This is a genomic window from Ornithinimicrobium sp. INDO-MA30-4 (assembly GCF_021535045.1).
Lineage (GTDB): Bacteria > Actinomycetota > Actinomycetes > Actinomycetales > Dermatophilaceae > Ornithinicoccus.
In genome coordinates, this window is record NZ_CP091056.1 from 785,038 (window position 1) to 802,320 (window position 17,283).

19 protein-coding genes, 1 tRNA gene and 2 pseudogenes are annotated in these 17,283 nt (G+C 59.6%); 1 reads left to right on the plus strand and 21 read right to left on the minus strand.

Annotated features, from left to right (window positions below):
- Window positions 1–68: 68 nt before the first annotated feature.
- Both L0A91_RS04540 and L0A91_RS04545 read right to left on the minus strand, forming a co-directional pair.
- Window positions 69–884, minus strand: coding sequence for a hypothetical protein (locus tag L0A91_RS04540; protein WP_235246024.1), 816 nt, complete (start codon window positions 882–884; stop codon window positions 69–71).
- A gap of 460 nt (window positions 885–1,344) precedes the next feature.
- On the minus strand, window positions 1,345–2,112 hold the full coding sequence (locus tag L0A91_RS04545; RefSeq protein ID WP_235246025.1) for a hypothetical protein: 768 nt from the start codon (window positions 2,110–2,112) through the stop codon (window positions 1,345–1,347).
- On the opposite strand from L0A91_RS04545, the gene L0A91_RS04550 reads away from it, so the two are divergent.
- Window positions 2,095–2,313 (plus strand): hypothetical protein, encoded by a 219-nt coding sequence (locus L0A91_RS04550; protein WP_235246026.1) that lies wholly within the window; start codon window positions 2,095–2,097, stop codon window positions 2,311–2,313. The two genes, L0A91_RS04545 and L0A91_RS04550, sit on opposite strands and share 18 nt — an antisense overlap.
- 8 nt (window positions 2,314–2,321) lie before the next feature.
- On the opposite strand, the gene L0A91_RS04555 is transcribed toward L0A91_RS04550, so the two are convergent.
- From L0A91_RS04555 to L0A91_RS04630, 19 genes and pseudogenes are all read right to left on the minus strand, one after another.
- Entirely contained in the window at window positions 2,322–4,424 is a 2,103-nt protein-coding gene (locus L0A91_RS04555) for a DEAD/DEAH box helicase family protein (protein ID WP_235246027.1), read from the minus strand.
- Window positions 4,425–4,429: 5 nt separating this feature from the next.
- On the minus strand, window positions 4,430–5,344 hold the full coding sequence (locus L0A91_RS04560; protein ID WP_235246028.1) for a DNA methyltransferase: 915 nt from the start codon (window positions 5,342–5,344) through the stop codon (window positions 4,430–4,432).
- A 310-nt stretch (window positions 5,345–5,654) separates the two neighbouring features.
- Window positions 5,655–6,095 carry a site-specific DNA-methyltransferase gene (locus L0A91_RS04565; RefSeq protein ID WP_311198137.1) on the minus strand — a complete coding sequence of 147 codons (441 nt, stop codon included), beginning with the start codon at window positions 6,093–6,095 and terminating at the stop codon, window positions 5,655–5,657.
- Window positions 6,029–6,382: a hypothetical protein gene (locus L0A91_RS04570; protein ID WP_235246029.1), complete on the minus strand. Its 354-nt coding sequence runs from the start codon at window positions 6,380–6,382 to the stop codon at window positions 6,029–6,031. The genes L0A91_RS04565 and L0A91_RS04570 overlap by 67 nt, the downstream gene beginning before the upstream one ends.
- On the minus strand, window positions 6,379–7,497 hold the full coding sequence (locus tag L0A91_RS04575) for a DUF4391 domain-containing protein (protein WP_235246031.1): 1,119 nt from the start codon (window positions 7,495–7,497) through the stop codon (window positions 6,379–6,381). Before L0A91_RS04575 ends, L0A91_RS04570 begins: the two co-directional genes overlap by 4 nt.
- 8 nt (window positions 7,498–7,505) lie before the next feature.
- Complete coding sequence (locus tag L0A91_RS04580) at window positions 7,506–7,772, minus strand: hypothetical protein (protein ID WP_235246032.1); 267 nt, start codon at window positions 7,770–7,772, stop codon at window positions 7,506–7,508.
- Window positions 7,773–7,930: 158 nt separating this feature from the next.
- The gene (locus L0A91_RS04585; protein WP_235246033.1) at window positions 7,931–8,710 is read right to left on the minus strand and encodes a hypothetical protein; all 780 of its coding nucleotides are present in this window, start codon (window positions 8,708–8,710) and stop codon (window positions 7,931–7,933) included.
- Window positions 8,707–10,347 carry an SNF2-related protein gene (locus tag L0A91_RS04590; protein ID WP_235246034.1) on the minus strand — a complete coding sequence of 547 codons (1,641 nt, stop codon included), beginning with the start codon at window positions 10,345–10,347 and terminating at the stop codon, window positions 8,707–8,709. The genes L0A91_RS04585 and L0A91_RS04590 overlap by 4 nt, the downstream gene beginning before the upstream one ends.
- Window positions 10,348–11,119: 772 nt before the next feature.
- Window positions 11,120–11,192, minus strand: a tRNA-Pro gene (locus tag L0A91_RS04595).
- Window positions 11,193–11,255: 63 nt separating this feature from the next.
- Window positions 11,256–12,656 (minus strand): annotated as a pseudogene (gene der, locus L0A91_RS04600) (ribosome biogenesis GTPase Der); the annotation flags it as partial.
- Between the two features lie 64 nt (window positions 12,657–12,720).
- A complete protein-coding gene (locus L0A91_RS04605; RefSeq protein ID WP_235246035.1) occupies window positions 12,721–13,206 on the minus strand; it encodes a SufE family protein in 486 nt (161 codons plus the stop codon).
- Window positions 13,206–14,075, minus strand: coding sequence for a sulfurtransferase (locus tag L0A91_RS04610; RefSeq protein WP_235246036.1), 870 nt, complete (start codon window positions 14,073–14,075; stop codon window positions 13,206–13,208). The genes L0A91_RS04605 and L0A91_RS04610 overlap by 1 nt, the downstream gene beginning before the upstream one ends.
- A 10-nt stretch (window positions 14,076–14,085) precedes the next feature.
- A pseudogene (cmk, locus tag L0A91_RS04615) lies at window positions 14,086–14,785 on the minus strand ((d)CMP kinase).
- A gap of 54 nt (window positions 14,786–14,839) precedes the next feature.
- On the minus strand, window positions 14,840–15,019 hold the full coding sequence (locus L0A91_RS19555) for a hypothetical protein (RefSeq protein WP_397333792.1): 180 nt from the start codon (window positions 15,017–15,019) through the stop codon (window positions 14,840–14,842).
- Window positions 15,016–15,495, minus strand: coding sequence for a pseudouridine synthase (locus L0A91_RS19560; protein WP_397333793.1), 480 nt, complete (start codon window positions 15,493–15,495; stop codon window positions 15,016–15,018). The genes L0A91_RS19555 and L0A91_RS19560 overlap by 4 nt, the downstream gene beginning before the upstream one ends.
- Window positions 15,492–15,824 (minus strand): hypothetical protein, encoded by a 333-nt coding sequence (locus L0A91_RS19565; RefSeq protein WP_397333794.1) that lies wholly within the window; start codon window positions 15,822–15,824, stop codon window positions 15,492–15,494. The genes L0A91_RS19560 and L0A91_RS19565 overlap by 4 nt, the downstream gene beginning before the upstream one ends.
- Window positions 15,821–16,336: an SMC-Scp complex subunit ScpB gene (gene scpB / locus L0A91_RS04625; protein WP_311198006.1), complete on the minus strand. Its 516-nt coding sequence runs from the start codon at window positions 16,334–16,336 to the stop codon at window positions 15,821–15,823. The genes L0A91_RS19565 and scpB overlap by 4 nt, the downstream gene beginning before the upstream one ends.
- Before the next feature lie 102 nt (window positions 16,337–16,438).
- Window positions 16,439–16,597 (minus strand): hypothetical protein, encoded by a 159-nt coding sequence (locus tag L0A91_RS18355; RefSeq protein WP_311198007.1) that lies wholly within the window; start codon window positions 16,595–16,597, stop codon window positions 16,439–16,441.
- On the minus strand, window positions 16,585–17,268 hold the full coding sequence (locus L0A91_RS04630; protein ID WP_311198008.1) for a segregation/condensation protein A: 684 nt from the start codon (window positions 17,266–17,268) through the stop codon (window positions 16,585–16,587). Before L0A91_RS04630 ends, L0A91_RS18355 begins: the two co-directional genes overlap by 13 nt.
- Window positions 17,269–17,283: the final 15 nt, after the last annotated feature.

Sequence of the window (17,283 nt, forward strand, 5' to 3'; positions counted from 1 at the left end):
TCAGAGATCACACGCGAGTGGTCGCGACCTCGATCTGCAAGACGCGTGGTGGCGCTGAAGGCAGCGCCTCAGGTGAAGATTTCAACGCCGCGATAGCGAACGCCGTACCGTGTGCCGAATCGTTCCGCAGCGCGGCCAATTGCCGGAGCTGGAACGTCCAAGTACTTCAGAATCACGAGAGTCAGCACGATCCAGTTGGCGTCCCGGATACCGCGCAGCAAGACGCCATTTTCCCAGATGTCGCTCGAAACCGCGTGAGCAATGGTATTTCGAGCCTTGAGAAATTGCTTTGTCCATTCTTCAATGGAGACCCGCGCTTGCTGGCAGACGTCGTCATCGACATGTCGGATGAGCTGCTCCACTTTCGAACGGAATGTGGTCCTCCCAAGATCGCCCTTGAGCTGCGCCACTGCCTCCTTCTGCGCGCGGTCGAGGCCCGTCAACGATTCCAGAGCTTCGAGAATCGGCCTAGATTCGTCGGGGCTTAATCGCGGAGCTTCGTGTTGTTGAAGCGCTGTGGCGACTGACTCAATTGCCGCGGAGCTGAGGATCACGTCTGCGTCGACATATCCCGGCTGGTACCGCAACCCCGCGAGGATCTGGAGGACTGGTTTCCATTCACTGTATGCCGCCCACCACCGCTCGATCGTGTGTTGAATCCAGTCACCTGCGAATCTCAGCGTGTACTCAACCGGCTTGCGCGTCGGACGCTCAAACGGCGCGTATTTGTCTCGCCCAAAGATGTTCACGGTCTGCCCGGACCTGTCAGTTGCGACTAGTGTGAGTTGTCCGCACGGCAGGTCAGCCGCGAATGTGAGCATCGCCTGAAAGACGGCGAGCTGAGTCTCAAAGCTCTCCAGCGGAACCGGCTCCGGCGCAACCAACGTGATCGAGTTCTCTCCGCTGCGTAGCGTCGCTTCCATTGCGACGCTCCGTCAATCGCCGGGAACACCAACGGTTGCCCAGGGCTCCGAGCCGCTCCATCCTCGTGGCGATAGGAACAGGCCGACGCCAGGTGCTCGAATGTCGCCGTCACGGTTGTGTAGTGAGCATCATCCACGGCTGATCCGACCCTGAGTTCATCGACTCGCAACCCTATGTCACCGTCGATCCCGAAGACTGTTCCACGTATGAGCGTCGGTGTCCCGTCAAGAGATGCTGTGAGGACTCGTACGCCAGGCTGCCCTGTCGCATACGAGAAGCTACGCGGTGACTTGAGGATCCACCTCCCGCCGCGTTCAACAACTTCGGCTGTGCCGTCGCGTGCGCCACCACCGATCGACTCAAATTCGACCGAGGTCGATGGCCACTGAAAGTGCTCCGAGAATAGCGCCACAGATCGACCTACGCGGTCACGAGCTGCATCAGCTCGGTGTAGTCGGTAACGACGTCGTAGGTCACGTCTTGGCCGTTCTTCTCGCTAATGGACGCGAAGAACTTGCGGGCGCACTCGATCTTGGCGTCCTCCACACCCTTGAGCTGAAGGGTCGAAAGTGAGCCCTTGGTTTCAGCAACGAAGTAGACGTGCTTGACGCTGCCCTCTGTGAATGCGATCGCCCAGTCGGGGTTGTAATCTCCCACCGGAGTCGGGATGAAGAACCCGCGCGGGAGCTTCGCGTAAACAGCGACCTCCGTACTTGTGTCCAGCTCGGTGACGAACGCGCGCTCGATCTTCGAGTCGGTCACTACGAAGTCGTAAACGTGCTTCTTGAGCTTGTCGCCCGCCTTGCTAAAGTCCTGCTCGGTTTGATTCTCAGTGAAGATCGCCGAGTCGAACCGGTCCTCCAGCGTGTCGTACGCCAAGTGCTCGACGATGACAGTCGCCTTCTGCTCGTTGATCAGCCTCGCAGCCTCGGTGATGAACTGCTCCGGGTTGAGCCGGAACTTCCCGAACGTGCCCGGCGCCACGCCTCGCAAGATCGCGGCAACCGTACGACGGGTGAGCTGGGTCTTCTCGGTGATCTCACCAAGCAAGTCGTACTTCACTTGCGATCCCGCGCTCACGGTCTCGGTGTGGGTCTGCGTGGACGACACCGCGAACCCCGAGCCGCCCGCGAGGTCGTCAGCCTCCAACTTCTCGCGCTGCTGCCCTGCTTGGACGACGTACTGCATAGCGGCGACGTTCAGGTGCTTATCGAGATGGTCGGCGGACTTGCGGATCAGTTCGGCCGAGTCGAACTCGACTTGGTAGACCGCCTTGTGGTTGATCCGGCCCCAGAGTTCCTGGAATTCCTTCTTGGCGAAGTTGGCTTCGTTGAGCGGGATCTTCTTCGGCTTGCGGTCGTCGGTGATCTCCGGCGCCGCGACGTTTAGAGCGTCAACTAGTTCGGCAACCTGGTAAAGTACGGCTGCAGCGCGGCTGGCAGCTCGGGTATCTCAGGCAATTCGGCCCGACCGAGCCACTTGTCGGTGAGGTGCTGCTCGTAGTCGATAAAGGCATTAATCGTCAGCCAGTGCTGGAGCTGTTTTGCCTCGTCTAGCGTGATCGTGTGAAGGGTTCCGGTTGGAACATCCTCAACAGTCTTGCCGACGAAGTACTCGGGGGTAGCCTTGCGCGGTCGGGCAGCTAGGGACTCCGAAATCTCCTTCTGGAGTCCGGCAACGAAATCGGTGTACGACTCGTCGGTGACCACTGTCAACTCGTTGATGTTATGCACAGTGGCGGGGTTGTCCATGCGTGTGCCGTGCTGGTCGACGGCGAGGCGCAGGCCGCGGCCGATCTCTTGGCGCCGGGAGACAGTGTTGTCGCTCTTCTTGAGCATGCCCATGACGAACACGTTGGGATTGTCCCAGCCCTCGCGCAGCGCGGAGTGGGAGAAGATGAACCGGACTGGCTCTGTGAACGAGAGCAGTCGCTCTTTGTCCTTCAGGATCAGGTCGTACGCATCGATGTCGTTCGACTGCCCCTTGTCGTCGCCACGGCCAGAGACATTGCCGTCAACTTGATGCTTGGATTTCTTGTCGATCGAGAAGTATCCCTCGTGCACCTGTCGGACTTCGTCGCGTCGCAAGTACTGCTGGAACTCTTCAGTCGCGTTATCGATGGCCAGCTCTCCGAGTACCTCGTCGCGGATCGCAGCGAACTCCTCCTCGAATGTTCGGGCGTAGTCACCGAGGGTGTCTTCACGGCTGTAGTCGCGGTATTTGGCAACTTCGTCGATGAAGAAGAGCGAAAGCACCTTGATGCCCTGGCTGAACAATTCGCGTTCCTTGTCTAGATGCGCACGGATGACCTCCCGAATTTGGATGCGTCGCTTCGTCTCCTCGGTGACGTCGCGGTCGGCGAGTTGTCCGGCGATGATGACGTCGCCGTTACTCAGCTCGATTACGTCACGGTTCGCGTCGATCTCGGTGATGAACAAGCCCTTGTAGGCCTCAATTCCGTTCGACACATCGTGCAGGTTCGCACCCACGTCGAGGCGCTTAACCTGACGTTTGATCCCAGTCTGAGTCTGCACTTCGATCTCGATTCGAGCACGCGGCTTCGTGCCCTTGGCGATCTCGATTGCGTCCAGATACAGGTAAGCGGTGGATCCAGCCAAGCCCTTTACGGTGATACCGCGCACCGCGATCTTCTTGACCAACTTCTGGTTGTACGCGTCCAAGGCGTCGAGCCGGTGCACCTTCGTGTGCTCCACCTTGTGCGTTGCCGAGTACCGCAACATCATCAGGCCGTGGAAGCGCGAAAGCGCATCGAGGGACTTCGCAGCACCAATCTTCTGCGGCTCATCAATGATCACGATAGGTCGGTTCGCTGCGATCACGTCAATTGGACGCCGCGACTGGAAGTCGTCGAGCACGTCGTAGATGCGACGGTTATCCTTGCCGGTCGCATTGAATGCCTGGATGTTGATGATCATCACCTGTACCCCGGCGTCGGAGCTGAAGCGCTCGATCTCATGCAGCTGAGAAGAGTTGTAGATGAACGATCGTGGCTTGGTCCCGTAAAGCTGCTGGAAATGCTCGGAAGTGACGTCAAACGATTTCTTGATACCCTCACGGATCGCAACCGAGGGCACGACGACGATGTACTTCGACCAGCCGTACCGCTTGTGAAGCTCCAGAATCGTCTTGATGTAGACGTAGGTCTTTCCGGTTCCCGTCTCCATTTCAACGTCCAGGTTCGGAGTCCCTGGGGCTGCCTTGCTATCGACAAGCGTCGTCGACAGCGGCAGGTTGCGAGACCGCTGAACCTTATGGACGTTCTCCAGCAGCTGAGTAGTGGAGAGCGCGATGTCGGCGTTCCGAAGCCCAGAGTCGGGCGTATCGTTCGTCTCGAACAACGTCGGGTTCGAGGCAGGCGTCACCTTGCCAGGGTCGATTCGATACGAGATGCCGTCGCGCTTGGGCTGCCCCTCGAAAATCTCGACAACCGAGTCGACAGCGTCGGTCTGGTACTGCTGGACCTTGAACTGTAGTTTCATCCCGATCAGATCGCCTTCACGTCGGTCGCCGGTGACACTTCGCGGAAGACCTGCTCCGCGTTGATCCGCGCGTCATCGGACGCGAAGCCGGGGTCACGGAAGACCGCGCGCAGCGGCCGCAGCCTTGCGATCGCGTGTACAAGCTCCGGAGTCACCTCGCTGTCGAAGCACGCAATTAACGCGCCTTCCTCGATGATAAATACCTCTCGGCCATCGATCAGCTCGACCGTGATAGCCATTGTGAGTTCGAGCCCCCAGTCGAGCAACACCTGGAAGAGGAGATCTTCACTAGAGCGATCGCCCTTGACGCTGCCTTCAAGCTGATTGAGCGCAAGCTGATCCGTGTCGTCCGGGCTGCGGAGCACATCGGCCATACTGCTTGTGTCAATGCGAAGTGTTCGGAATCCAGAATCCAGGCGTTGTGCGTTGGAGGCAGATTCCTTTCTAATCTGTGCTGCCGCACGTCGAACCCTCTCGCGAGCTATCGCCGCGACGGAGGAGTAACCCTGTTTTGCCGCTTCGGACTTCGGATTCGTAGTCTCGTCGAGTTGCACGAGAATGAACTGGCGCGATCCGCCGTCCTTGACGTTCTGCAACATAACTGCGTGAGCAGTGGTCCCCGATCCGGCGAAAAAGTCGAGGACAATATCATTCTTGTCCGTACCAAACTCAATTATCTTCCGCAGCACTTGTTCATCTTTTGGATTCTCGAACACTGCTCCACCGAGCAAAGACTTCAGGCGGCCACTCGCTCCGCGACCATCGAGGTAGAACACGCTATAAGGGATTTCGTCCTCGGCGTCAGCTAAGTACCGCTTATATGTAGGACGAGTTGACTCATCGGCACCAAACCTAATCCTGCCCTCGGCCAATAACGCGTCCATCTGTTCAGGAGCGTACCTCCAACCATGCTCCGGCATGCTCACCGCCTTCCCAGTATTCGGGTGGACCACGTCATACTTTGAGCGGGAGGTTGGAGAATTCTTCGAGAGGTCCGACGGGAAGTAGACGCCTCGAGAGTCGATCGCCGAATAGTGCTTGTGTCGCTTGGCAGGTTCGTCTTCGCCAAGTTGCCGATACCAGGCGCGTAGCGCCCCTCAATAGCTGCATCATCGACTCCATGCACCCTGCGCAATCTCGCGTATTCGGAGTAGATTTCATCAAGCCCCTCCTTACGTGTTCGCCACAAACCGACCTTGCTAACGAGGCTCGCCATATTTCTGGCATATACTAGAATGTACTCATGTGACGACGAGATGAATTTCGAGTCGTTCTTACGCCCAGCGGCCCAAACCATTGAGCCAACAAAATTGGATTCACCAAAGATCTCGGACGCAACGCGATGTAAATTTCCATCTCAGCGTCATTGATAGAGATGAATATCGCGCCGTCATCGGTCAGAAGGTTGCGAGCTAATTTCAACCTAGGGAGAATCATGCTGAGCCAGTCGCTGTGGAAGCGGCCGTTAGATTCCGTGTTAGCGCTCAGACGTGCCCCTGCGTCATCAACTTGTCCAGATCGGCGAAGGTAATCGTCCGTGTTCTCGGCGAAATCATCGTTGTAAACGAAGTCGTTCCCTGTGTTGTATGGCGGATCGATGTAGATCAGCTTGATCTTGCCCAGGTACGACTCCTGGAGGAGCTTGAGCGCATTGAGGTTGTCGCCTTCAATGAAGAGGTTTTGGTGGTGTCGAAGTCGAGCGACTCTTCGCGGACGGGACGCAGCGTCTTGGAGATCGGCGCGTTGGCGGCGAATGCGGCGGCGCGCTTGCCCGGCCAGTCGAGCTGGTAGCGCTCCTGCGGCCCTTCTACGACATGGCCGGAGAGTTCCTGGCGCAACAGATCGAAGTCGACGGCCATCTTGACGTTACCGTCAGCGTCGACGGTCTCAGTCACGACGGTCGGGAACAGTTCGGCGAGCTTGTCGATGTTGGCATCGGTCAGGTCTGGCGACGTCATTCGTAGTTTCTCCACGGGTTACCTCTGCTGTTCGAGTTCTTGTTGTCTAGTTTTGAGGGTGCGGCGCAGCTCGATCTTGCGGTTGAGCTGCGGCTCGGTGCGGAGATTGCGCTCAAAGCGGTAATCTCGCGTTCGAGCTTTCGCACGGTTGCCAGCCTGTCTGCAACCTCTGACATCTCCTCACCGGGCCGTACCGTCACCGGAGTTAGCGGCACCAGAATTGCGGCGTAAAGAGTGGTCAAGCCAATTGCTGTAGGGAGCGATTGCCGTTTTACGTCAGCGGGGAGCCAACCGGTCGAGTAGTAGGCACTGAGCTTCGAGGCACCCGAGCCGAGCTGCTTGTGTGCTGCGACCATCCTGATCTGGGGTTCGCCAGCTGTTGCTCGCGTGATCTCGAAGATGATCGGGTACTGGATGGCATTGTCGATCGCAGACAGGACCTGATCGGCGACCTCACCGGTCTTGGCGTCGATATGAAAGACCTGGATCTCAGGGACACTCGTGCTGCCGGGGAGGTTGATGGTGGATTCGGCGAGCTTGTAGGCCCAGGTAATGCGCTGGACTTCGGACACAAACTTCTCACGCACAGCGGTGGTGACATTGCCGTACTCGTAGAACTTCTCCTTGGGAACACGGCTGCCGAACTTCGCTGCGACAGGCCATTTGTATAGCAGATCAACCATTGGTCTGCATCCCCGTGGAGGGTCCACAATGGCGACGAATGCGATCAGCTCGAAGTCGTCGAGGCCTGCAATGGTCTGGGTCAGGGCGGTGGTTTGGCCTCCGGTGAAGAGGCTGTCGATGTCGCGTTCTTCTGTGACGTCGATCATCGAATGGATCGCATCTGTCAGGAGCCCGGAGTACTTGCCCATCTGCGCACCCTCATGCGTAGCTGCGTTGAACGCATGCACGACATCGGAGACTGGTTCGTCGTAGGGGCGGCATCCGACGCGGAGCAAGTCGAGTAGGTGCTTGGCCTCGGTGTGGTCGGCGATGACGTTGCCTTCGTCGTCCAGGTAGACGAGATAGTGCGGGTGAAGCCGGTTACCACGGTTGCCGCTCTTCCCGGTGAGTTGAGCATCGTCTGCGTTCACGCTGCGCAGCGCAAAGATCACACCCGGCTTTAGGCCCTTCGCGGCGTCCGCAGGAACGACGGCGTGCAGGCCCTGGGTACGCCTGCGAGATCTCCGTTGTCCTTGATGTAGCCGAGCAGATCCATCCGGAAGTCGTTGAGCCCGAGGTCAGTGATCGAGACACCGGTGCGCACGTCTTCAAGCTCAATGACCTCATCCTGGAGCTTACGGAGCTGTTCTTTACGGAACGCTGCATCGGAATTTTCCAGGGTGAGGACGTTGTCATCGGCGGTACCCGCCACGTCAGCGATGACCATGCGGTTCTCAACCCGCTCTTTGAGGTTGATGTACTCGTCGAGAGAAATGTCGGGCCAGAAGTTGACCAGCTGTATCTGAGCATTGGTGGAGCCGATGCGGTCGATACGCCCAAACCGCTGGATGATCCGGACCGGGTTCCAGTGGATGTCGTAGTTGATCAGATAGTCGCAGTCCTGGAGGTTTTGCCCTCGCTGATGACATCGGTGCCGATGAGCACGTCCAGTTCACGCGTCTCTTTCGGCATGGTGAGGTGCCGTTGCTTCGACTTTGGTGAGAACATGGCCATGACCTGCTGGAAGTCGAATCCGGTGCCGAGAGTGGCCTTAGCGCCGTGGCTGCCGCCCGTAATGACGGCCGTCTCCAGTCCGGCGTCGGCGAGCACGGGGGCGAGCTCACGGTAAAGGTAGTTCGCGGTGTCCGCGAACGCCGAAAAGACTAGCACTTTGTGGTTGCCAGGGTTGATCGGATCTGCGACCTTCTCGGTGATGAGTTGCTTGATTCTCTGGAGCTTCAGGTCATGGGCCGGAGTGACCTTGCGCATCTCATCAAGCAGTTCTCGAAGAGTCTCGCGATCGTTCCATAGGTCCCGCTGCCAGGACTCAATGTCGATGTCGTCGAGGTCGATCTTAATCTTCTCCCCGAACGAAATGGCCTCGATGTTTGCGTCGTCCTCATCATCGAGGTCGAAGTCAAGCCCGGTGAGGTCGGCGCTGAGGTCGGTGGGAGCTCCTGCGTGAGAATCGAGGCGTCGCAGGGTGCGGTCCACTGACTCCTCGATCTTGCTTACGGTCAGGCGGAAGGCTTCGACTGAACTCTCCAGTCGCTTGAGAAGGTTCACCGTCATGAGTTTCTTCAGACCTTGCTCGCGCCCGGCTTGGCCCAGGTTGGAGCGGGCGCTACCTGTTGTGACGTTATACAGATCCTCGTACTTACTCATCCGGCTTGGGAATACGTAGGCCATCGGAGGTAGACGGCGAGGGTGAGCGCTTGGAGTTGCTCGAAGATGTCGTTGAAGTCCGGCACATCCGTTAGGTCGGTGAGCGGTGCGCGGATCGAGAGCGGTGGGAGGCGTTCGGGAAAGGCACCGATCTCGGTGGTGTCGTAGAACGCCTGGATGTGCTTTCGTGAGCGGGCAATCGTCACCGCGTCGAGTAGTTCGAAGAAGTCGAAGTCGAGCATCTTGAGGATGCGGTCCGTGGTGCGATCTTGAGGGTCGAGTTTGGACCACTCGTTGAAGACTCGCTGCGCGTCGCTGAAGACTTTCTCTACGGTGGTCGAGAGGTTCAGATGCTGGGCGAGGTTCTCGGATTCTCCCTCGTAGGCGAGTTGGAGCTGGTTCTTCAGGTCGTTGAAGCGATTGTTTACCGGAGTTGCCGAGAGCATCAGCACCTTGGTCTTCACGCCTTCTCGGATGACCTGCCGCATAAGCCGCTGATAGCGCGACTCCTTCTCCTCGGCGTAGTCGGCGTTACGGAAGTTGTGCGACTCATCGATGACGACCAAGTCGTAGTTGCCCCAGTTGATCCGATCCAGTCTCAGGCCGAGCGACTCGCCGCGTGTACGGGAAAGGTCGGTATGGGCCAGGACGTCGTAGTTAAACCGATCAGAGGCAAAAATGTTCGTCGTGAGGTTTGCGTTGTAGTTTGTCCAGTTATCGGAAAGCTTCTTCGGCGCAAGCACGAGCACCGACTTGTTGCGCAGCTCGTAGTACTTGATCACCGCCAGTGCTGTGAAGGTCTTACCCAGACCGACACTGTCGGCGAGGATGCAGCCGTTGTAGGTCTCAAGCTTGTTGATGATCCCGGTAGCCGCATCGCGCTGGAAGTTGTAGAGGCTCTGCCAGACCTTCGTGTCTTGATAGCCGGTGCGATCGTTCGGCAGGACATCTTCGTTGATGTCGTCAAGAAACTCCGCGAACAGGTTGTACAGGACTAAGAAGTAGATGCGCGCTGGGGCATTCTCCGCATACACGCTGGCAATGTGGTCATGGACCGTCTGAGTGACATCGTCGAGCTGATCGGGATTGTGCCAGATTTGGTCAAATAGCTGGAGGTACTGGGACGTCATCGGCGCCTCATCAACGCGTTGCACCATGTTCGACACAGCGTTGCCCCGCTCGTAGCCAAGGTCGGCCGTGGTGAAGCCTTGCAGAGACGTGTAAGCAGCACTGTCGCCAACGACTGCGAACTGTTGCATCGGGTTGCTGGTTGCGTTCGAGCGAAACGTGACCTTGCGGCGTATCCAGTCGGCACATTCTTTCGCCACTGCACGCTGGGTGAGTTGGTTGCGCAACCTAATCTCAAACTCCGACCCAGACAGGCTCGATTCGGCGTGCCCACCGGGGATGAAGAACTCGCGGCGCTCCTTGCGGAGCTTGTCTGTCATCTTCTCCGTAACGAACGCTGGCGTCGTGAAAATGAACTCCAGCTCAGAAACCTGCTCCAACTCCTTACGGAGCGCCTCGAACGCGAAGATCGAGAACGTCGATGCGGCGATTCGAACTTTGGAGCCGGCGGTGATCTCAGCCTTGAGGTCATCGCCAAGGAGTTCGGAGACGTTACTGATGATGCGCAAAGTGTGCACCCTCCGCTCCGTCATTTGAGTGTCCGACCGCGCTGTCCTCGCGGACCCAACCGTTTGCGATGCGCGACTGAAGCATCCACAGACGCCTAGTCTCGTGCGCGGAAACCCTTATTCCAGCGTTCCACTTGCAGACAGCTTCCTGCCCGAAGCCAACATGGCGGGCAATGGCGTCTCCAGATGCCCTTCGCTCAGTCATGTCTCTCCTCCAGTCGCGACCGGTGCAGGCCAACTTTCCCGATGGTATAGGAGTGACAACGGGTTACGTAGCGCCAGTCCGAGTGTGTTCGGCCATTGGCCGGATTGCTCGAACTCTGCGCTACTCAAATGGTCAGGAGCTCAGGCGACCAGGAGTTTCCTGCCGTAGCCCCCCCCCACAGTCGGAGTTTCGTGCAAGTGTGAACACGCGCGTCAGCACGCGTTCATCGCGCAGCGACAGCAGGGGGGGTACCCGACCCTTTCAACAAATGACGGAGTTGATTCACCTCTTGGCGGTCCTCGTTCGAGGGAAGGGCAACTACGCACAGCTACCCAGAGGGCGCGTAGCAGGCCCCAGGTGTGTCCCTTGGCTCGGTCAAGGCGTCAGGGTCTGGACTACTTCGCGTACTCCGGGCTGGCCCAGATCTTGCCGAGCAATTCTCTTCGGCTGCATCGCGTCCGACGAGCGGTCCTCGAAAGCGGCCGCGACTACCAACCCCACTAACAAAAACAGCGGACCTACGAAAACGTAGGTCCGCTGTCGCGGATGTCCTAGGACATCACACTGTCGGGCTGACAGGATTTGAACCTGCGGCCCCTGACCCCCAGTCAGGTGCGCTACCAAGCTGCGCCACAGCCCGAAACTCCTTGCGGAGCGAGAGGAACATTACCTCAGCCACGCTCGGAATCCGAATCGAGAAGGATCAGCGGCGACGCTTTTCACGGACGCGCACCGAGATCTCGATCGGTGACCCAGTGAAGCCAAACTCTTCGCGCAAACGACGCTCCAAGAACCGGCGATAGCCAGCCTCAATGAAGCCACTCGCAAAGACGACAAACTTCGGCGGACGAGTGTCTGCCTGGGTCGCAAATAGAATGCGTGGCTGCTTGCCCGAACGCACAGGGTGCGGATGGGCTGAGGCAATCTCACCGAAGAAGGCGTTGAGCTTGCCAGTCGGGATCCGGCTGTCCCACGACTCCAGCGCCTGCTCAATGGCAGGAACCAAACGGTTCACGTGGCGGCCAGTCGATGCGGAGATATTGGCCCGTGGCGCCCAGGTGATCTGCACCAATTCGCGCTCAATCTCGCGCTCCAAGTAGTGCTGGCGTTCTTCGTCCAGGGTGTCCCACTTGTTGTAGGCCACCACGAGGGCACGACCGGAGTCGACAACCTGCTGGATCACGCGGATGTCCTGCTCGGCGATCGACTCAGAGACGTCAATCAGCACCACAGCAACCTCGGCCTTCTCCAAGGCTCCTGAGTGCGCAATGACGCATAGAAGTCGGCGCCACGAGTCATGTGCACGCGGCGGCGAATGCCTGCAGTGTCGACGAAGCGCCAGGTCTTGCCGCCAAGCTCAATCAACTCATCGACGGGGTCGCGCGTGGTGCCAGCGACGGTGTCGACAACAACACGCTCAGAGCCCGCCAAACGGTTTAGCAGGCTCGACTTGCCGACGTTGGGGCGTCCCAGCAGTGCCACCCGACGCGGACCGCCTTCAGCCCACTCATCAGCGACAGATGACTCGCTCGGCAACACGTCCAGAACGGCGTCGAGCACGTCGCCACTCCCCCGGCCGTGCAGCGCGGAGACTGGCCACGGTTGGCCCAGTCCGAGCGACCACAGCATGGCTGCATCGGCTTCGGTGCGTGGGTCATCAACCTTGTTGGCGACCAAAATCACTGGCTTGCCAGAGCGGCGCAACAAGCGCACGACGGCCTCGTCGGTGTCGGTGGCGCCGACGGTGGCATCAACAATGAAGAGGACGGCGTCGGCCAATTCAATGGCGACCTCTGCCTGCTCCGCAACGCGAAGGTGGATCCCAGTGGCATCGACTTCCCATCCGCCGGTGTCGACCAGGGTGAAGTCACGCCCGGCCCACTCAGCCTCGTACGAAACGCGGTCACGCGTCACTCGGGACGTCTTCAACAACAGCCTCACGGCGGCCAATGATCCGGTTGACCAGCGTCGATTTGCCCACGTTGGGGCGTCCAACAACGGCAACCACCGGGCGCGCCTGCACCATGCCAGCTTCGGAGCCCTGATTGGCCGTGCCGTCCACTAGTGCGCGGTCGGCATCAGTGAGCTCGAAGTCCTCCAGGCCGCCCGAAGGGCGACCTCCATGTTGCTGTCGAGCTCAGCAGGCTGGCTGCTGGGCGGGTTGGTGGTCATGACTGCTCCTCATTGGCCACGCTTGTGGCATCGCTTTCCAGCCGCAACGCCACTTGGCGCTTGATGCGACTCAACATCCCCACCATCCCACGCATTCGCAGCGGAGAGACAGCTTCAGCCAGTCCAAATCGGAAAGGCGCATCGTCGGGCACGTCCAGCACGGATTGCGCTGGCAGCCCATCGAGGGATTCGTACAAAATTCCGGCGAAGCCCTTGGTCGTGGGGGCTTCGTCAGGTGCCTCAAAGTACAGCCGCACGGTGCGGAAACCGTCGTCTCGCAACTCCGCGATCACGAAGACTGGGGACTGGCACTCATCGACACGTTCTAGCTTGTCCAGGTTGCCTGCATACCGCTCGGGTAGTTCGGGCACACCGTCGGCAAGTTCTAGCAAAATCTGCAGACGTTCCTTGGCGCTGACGGACTGGAAATCCTCTGCCAACTCCGCCATCGCCATCGGCAGGTCGCTTTCGCGGTGCCCCATCAGCGCTCCACCGGGACGCGCACAGCGTTGCCCCACTCGGTCCACGAGCCGTCGTAGTTGCGCACAGCGTCAAAGCCGAGCAAGTGCGTCAGCACAAACCAGGTGTGCGAACTGCGCTCACCGATGCGGCAGTAGGCGACAACGTCATCTTGCGGTGAGAGGCCCTGCTCTTTTTGGTAGATCGCTTCAAGCGCCGAGCGGCTCAAGAAAGTCCCGTCCTCGTCTGCGGCGCGGGCCCACGGGACCGACTTCGCGCCGGGGATGTGGCCACCCCGCATGGCACCTTCTTGGGGGTAGTCGGGCATGTGCAGCAACTCGCCCTTGAACTCACCGGGCGAACGCACGTCGACGAGGGCCTTGCCCAAGTGCTCCAGCACGTCTTCCTTGAACGCACGGATGGGTGCGTCGACCCGCTCAACCACGGGGTATTCGCTGGTCTCGACAGCGGGCACGTCACGAGTCATCTCGCGCTCTTCGGCAATCCACTTGGCACGGCCGCCGTCCAGCAGACGCACGTCTTCGTGACCGAAGAGGGTCATCACCCAGAGGGCATAGGCAGCCCACCAGTTGTTCTTGTCGCCGTAGATCACGACCGTGTCCTCGCGCGAAATGCCGCGCTCACTCATCACGGCGGCGAACTGCTCGCCATCGACGTAATCACGGCTGAACTGGTCGTTGAGGTCGAGGTGCCAGTCCAACTTTAACGACCCGGGGATGTGGCCGGTCTCGTAGAGCAGAACGTCTTCGTCGGACTCAAGCACGACAAGTCCAGGCGTGCCCGCGTTGTCGGCGAGCCACTGGGTGGACACCAATCGCTCTGGGTGGGCGTAGGCGGAAAATTTTTCGTTGTTCTCGACGGGAACGCTCATGGGCGCCTCCTTAAGGTTGGGTTGGCATTTGCGCAGTGACAACTTCGTTCACTGCAGCCACTGATTGCTCAAACGTCAGCGCGGAGGTGTCGATTCCCACGACACCCTCGGCCGGTTCAAAGAACGCGCTGACTGTTGCGTCTTCTTGGTCGCGGCGCACAACTTGATCGCGCAACGCTTCCTCGGATTGCGCCACCGAGGCTTTGGTGAGTTGAGCGGAGCGGCGGTTGAGCCTGGCTTCTTCAGAGGCCGTCAGCAAGATCCGCACCTCAGCATCAGGGGCAACGACCGTCGTGACGTCGCGTCCCTCGGCAACGATTCCTGAGCCAAGAGCGCGACTACGGGCAATCAGCGCCCGCTGGCGGCTCTTGAGGTTGGCCCGAACGGCCAAGTTGGTGGCCACAGTGGAGACCACTGCGGTGATTTCGGGGTCCGCACGGCTGCGGTGATGTCATTGCCATCAACCATCAGACGCTGATCGTTAGGATTCAGCGGCATATCCAATGGCAGGTCCACCGTGGCGCGAGCGACACTCTCGGCATCCTCAAGGTCAATTTCTTGCTGCAGACACCACCAAGCCACGGCGCGATACATCGCTCCCGTGTCGAGGTAGTGGAATCCAATTTGCGGGCCACCGCTTTGGAGACGCTGGATTTGCCGGAGCCGCTAGGCCCGTCGATCGCCACTGTTGCTGGTCTCGCCGAGTTCACTGCTCTAGCCTAACGGGCATCCAGGCTTGTCCAGGCCTCAGCAGGCGCGACCTCTCACATACCGGCAGCGCGGTGCAGTCCGCCGACTTCTTCCTTCGTCAACGCACGACTGCGGCCAGGCTTCAACTCGCCGAGGCGCACTGGGCCAACCTGGGTGCGGGCAAGTGCCAGCACCGGATACCCCACCGCATCGAGCATGCGTCGAACGACGTGGTTGCGACCCTCGTGGATCACCAACTCAACAATGGCCTTGCCGGGCAGCGAGTCGACCAGCTTGAACTGTCAACGCTGGCTTTGCCATCTTCGAGTTCAACGCCAGAGCGCAATTGAGCACCCACGTCGCGACCGACGGGGCCGCGCACCTGAGCGACATACGTCTTAGGGACGCCGAATGCCGGGTGCTGCAGCTGGTGAGCCAGGTCCCCATCGTTGGTGAGCAACAGCAAGCCCTCGGTGTCAGCGTCCAAACGGCCGACGTGGAACAACCGCTCATTGCGCTGACCGACATAGTCAGACAACGAGACGCGACCAAGGTCGTCGTTCATCGTCGACACCACACCAAGTGGCTTGTTGAACGCGAGATAGACTTTGGTGTCGTCAAAGACCACACGGGTGCCATCGACGTGGACAATCTGATTGACCGGGTCCACGCGGGTGCCCAGCTCCTTGGTGCGAACGCCATCGACGGTCACTCGCCCCTGCTCAATCAACTTTTCGCAGGCACGACGCGAGCCAATCCAGCTGACGCCAGGAGCTTCTGCAGTCGAGTGCCAGCCGGGTCGTGCACGTCAAACGACGGCTCGGGCTTGGCCTTCATCGCTTGCTGAGGTGTGTTGTCGCGGCTCTTGGGGACTGGCCCACTGCCCTTAACACGTCCGCCACCGGAGCGAACACCGCCGGGGCCGGAGTTGCGCGAACTACCGGAGCCTCGTTGAGCTCCGCCTGAACCTCGTTGAGGTCCACCTGATCCGCGCTGGGGCCCGCCCGAGCCTCGGTTAGGCCCGCCGGAGCGTCCTGAGTTCGGTGGTTTGGGGGTCATGCCAGTCCTTCCGCTGCCAACTCGTCCAACATTTCCGCAGAGGGAAGATAAGGAGCCAGGGCTGGCAATTCGTCGAGGCTCTCCAGACCCATTCGCTGGAGAAAGTAATCAGTTGTGCCATATAGCAGGGCACTCGTTGACCCATCTTGCCCTATTTCACGGATCAATCCACGTGCGACCAGGGTGCGGGTGACACCATCGACGCTGACGCCACGGATTGCGGCGATCCGGGCCCGCGATATCGGTTGCCGATACGCGACGACTGCAAGTGTCTCCAAAGCTGCTTGGCTGAGCCGCCCTTGCGCACCGCCGAGCAGGAACTTTTCCACTGCCGACGCATACTCAGGGCGCGAATAGATCCGCCAACCCCCGGCGAACCGGCGCAGCATAAATCCACGTTCTTGCTGTTCATAGGAGGCCGAGAGGTCCTGCAGCAACTGCGCAACCTCATCGGGTGCGACATCGAGAGCCGCAGCCAAAGCAGACTCCTGCGCTGGTTCATCGATCACCATCAGCACCGCTTCTAGGGCGGCGCGCAGGCCACCGGGCGTGCTGTCGTGTGCGAGGTCCCGCTCTCCTCCAGGGCCGTGCCGAGCGCGGCGTCGTTACCTGCGTCACTCATCGACATCTCCTTCGTCGAATTCTGCACCGACATGGGTGGCAACAGCGCCGCCATCCATCGCAGCCCCAATCCAGGTAGCGGTCAACGCGCCGAGTGCATCGGCCTGGTCCAACTCCACCAACGACTCTCGGAACAGCTCTAGCAAAGCCAAAAGCGGGCCACCACCACCAACGTCGAGTCAGCATCCGCAATCAACTCTGCAAACGTCGATGCGCCGTGCTCTTGCAATCGGCCCGCCACCAGAGCCGTCTGCTCGCGCACCGACACCGTCGAGGTATGCAGGTGCTCCAGGCCCACGACAGGCTCCGGTTTGGGCAACATCGCCCCAACCGCGATCATCGCCAACTGCTCGCCGGTCACCTTCAGTTGAACCTCGGGCAACAACTTGGCGAAACGCTCTTCGATGCCGACATCGCGTGGCCAGATGCGGCCGTGCTTGGTTAGTCGATCGTCCAACTCAGCCGCGACCTCTTTGAACGCTCGATATTGCAGCAGTCGGGCAAAGAGCAGATCTCGCGCCTCAATCAGCGCCAGATCTTCTTCGTCTTCTTCGCGACTCCCCGGCAGCAACCGGCTGGCTTTGATGTCCAGCAGTGTCGCCGCGATCAGCACAAACTCTGAGGCCTGAGACAAATCCCAGAGATCGCCCTTGGCTTGAGCAGCCCGCATATGAGCAACGAACTCGTCGGTGATGTGCGCCAGAGCAATCTCGGTGACGTCGAGTTTGTGCTTGGAAATCAAGCCCAGGAGCAACTCGAATGGCCCCGAAAACGCGTCGAGGTGAACTTCAAACGGTGTGGCTGCCCTGCGATTAGTCAGCACACCGCCTGGTGCCTC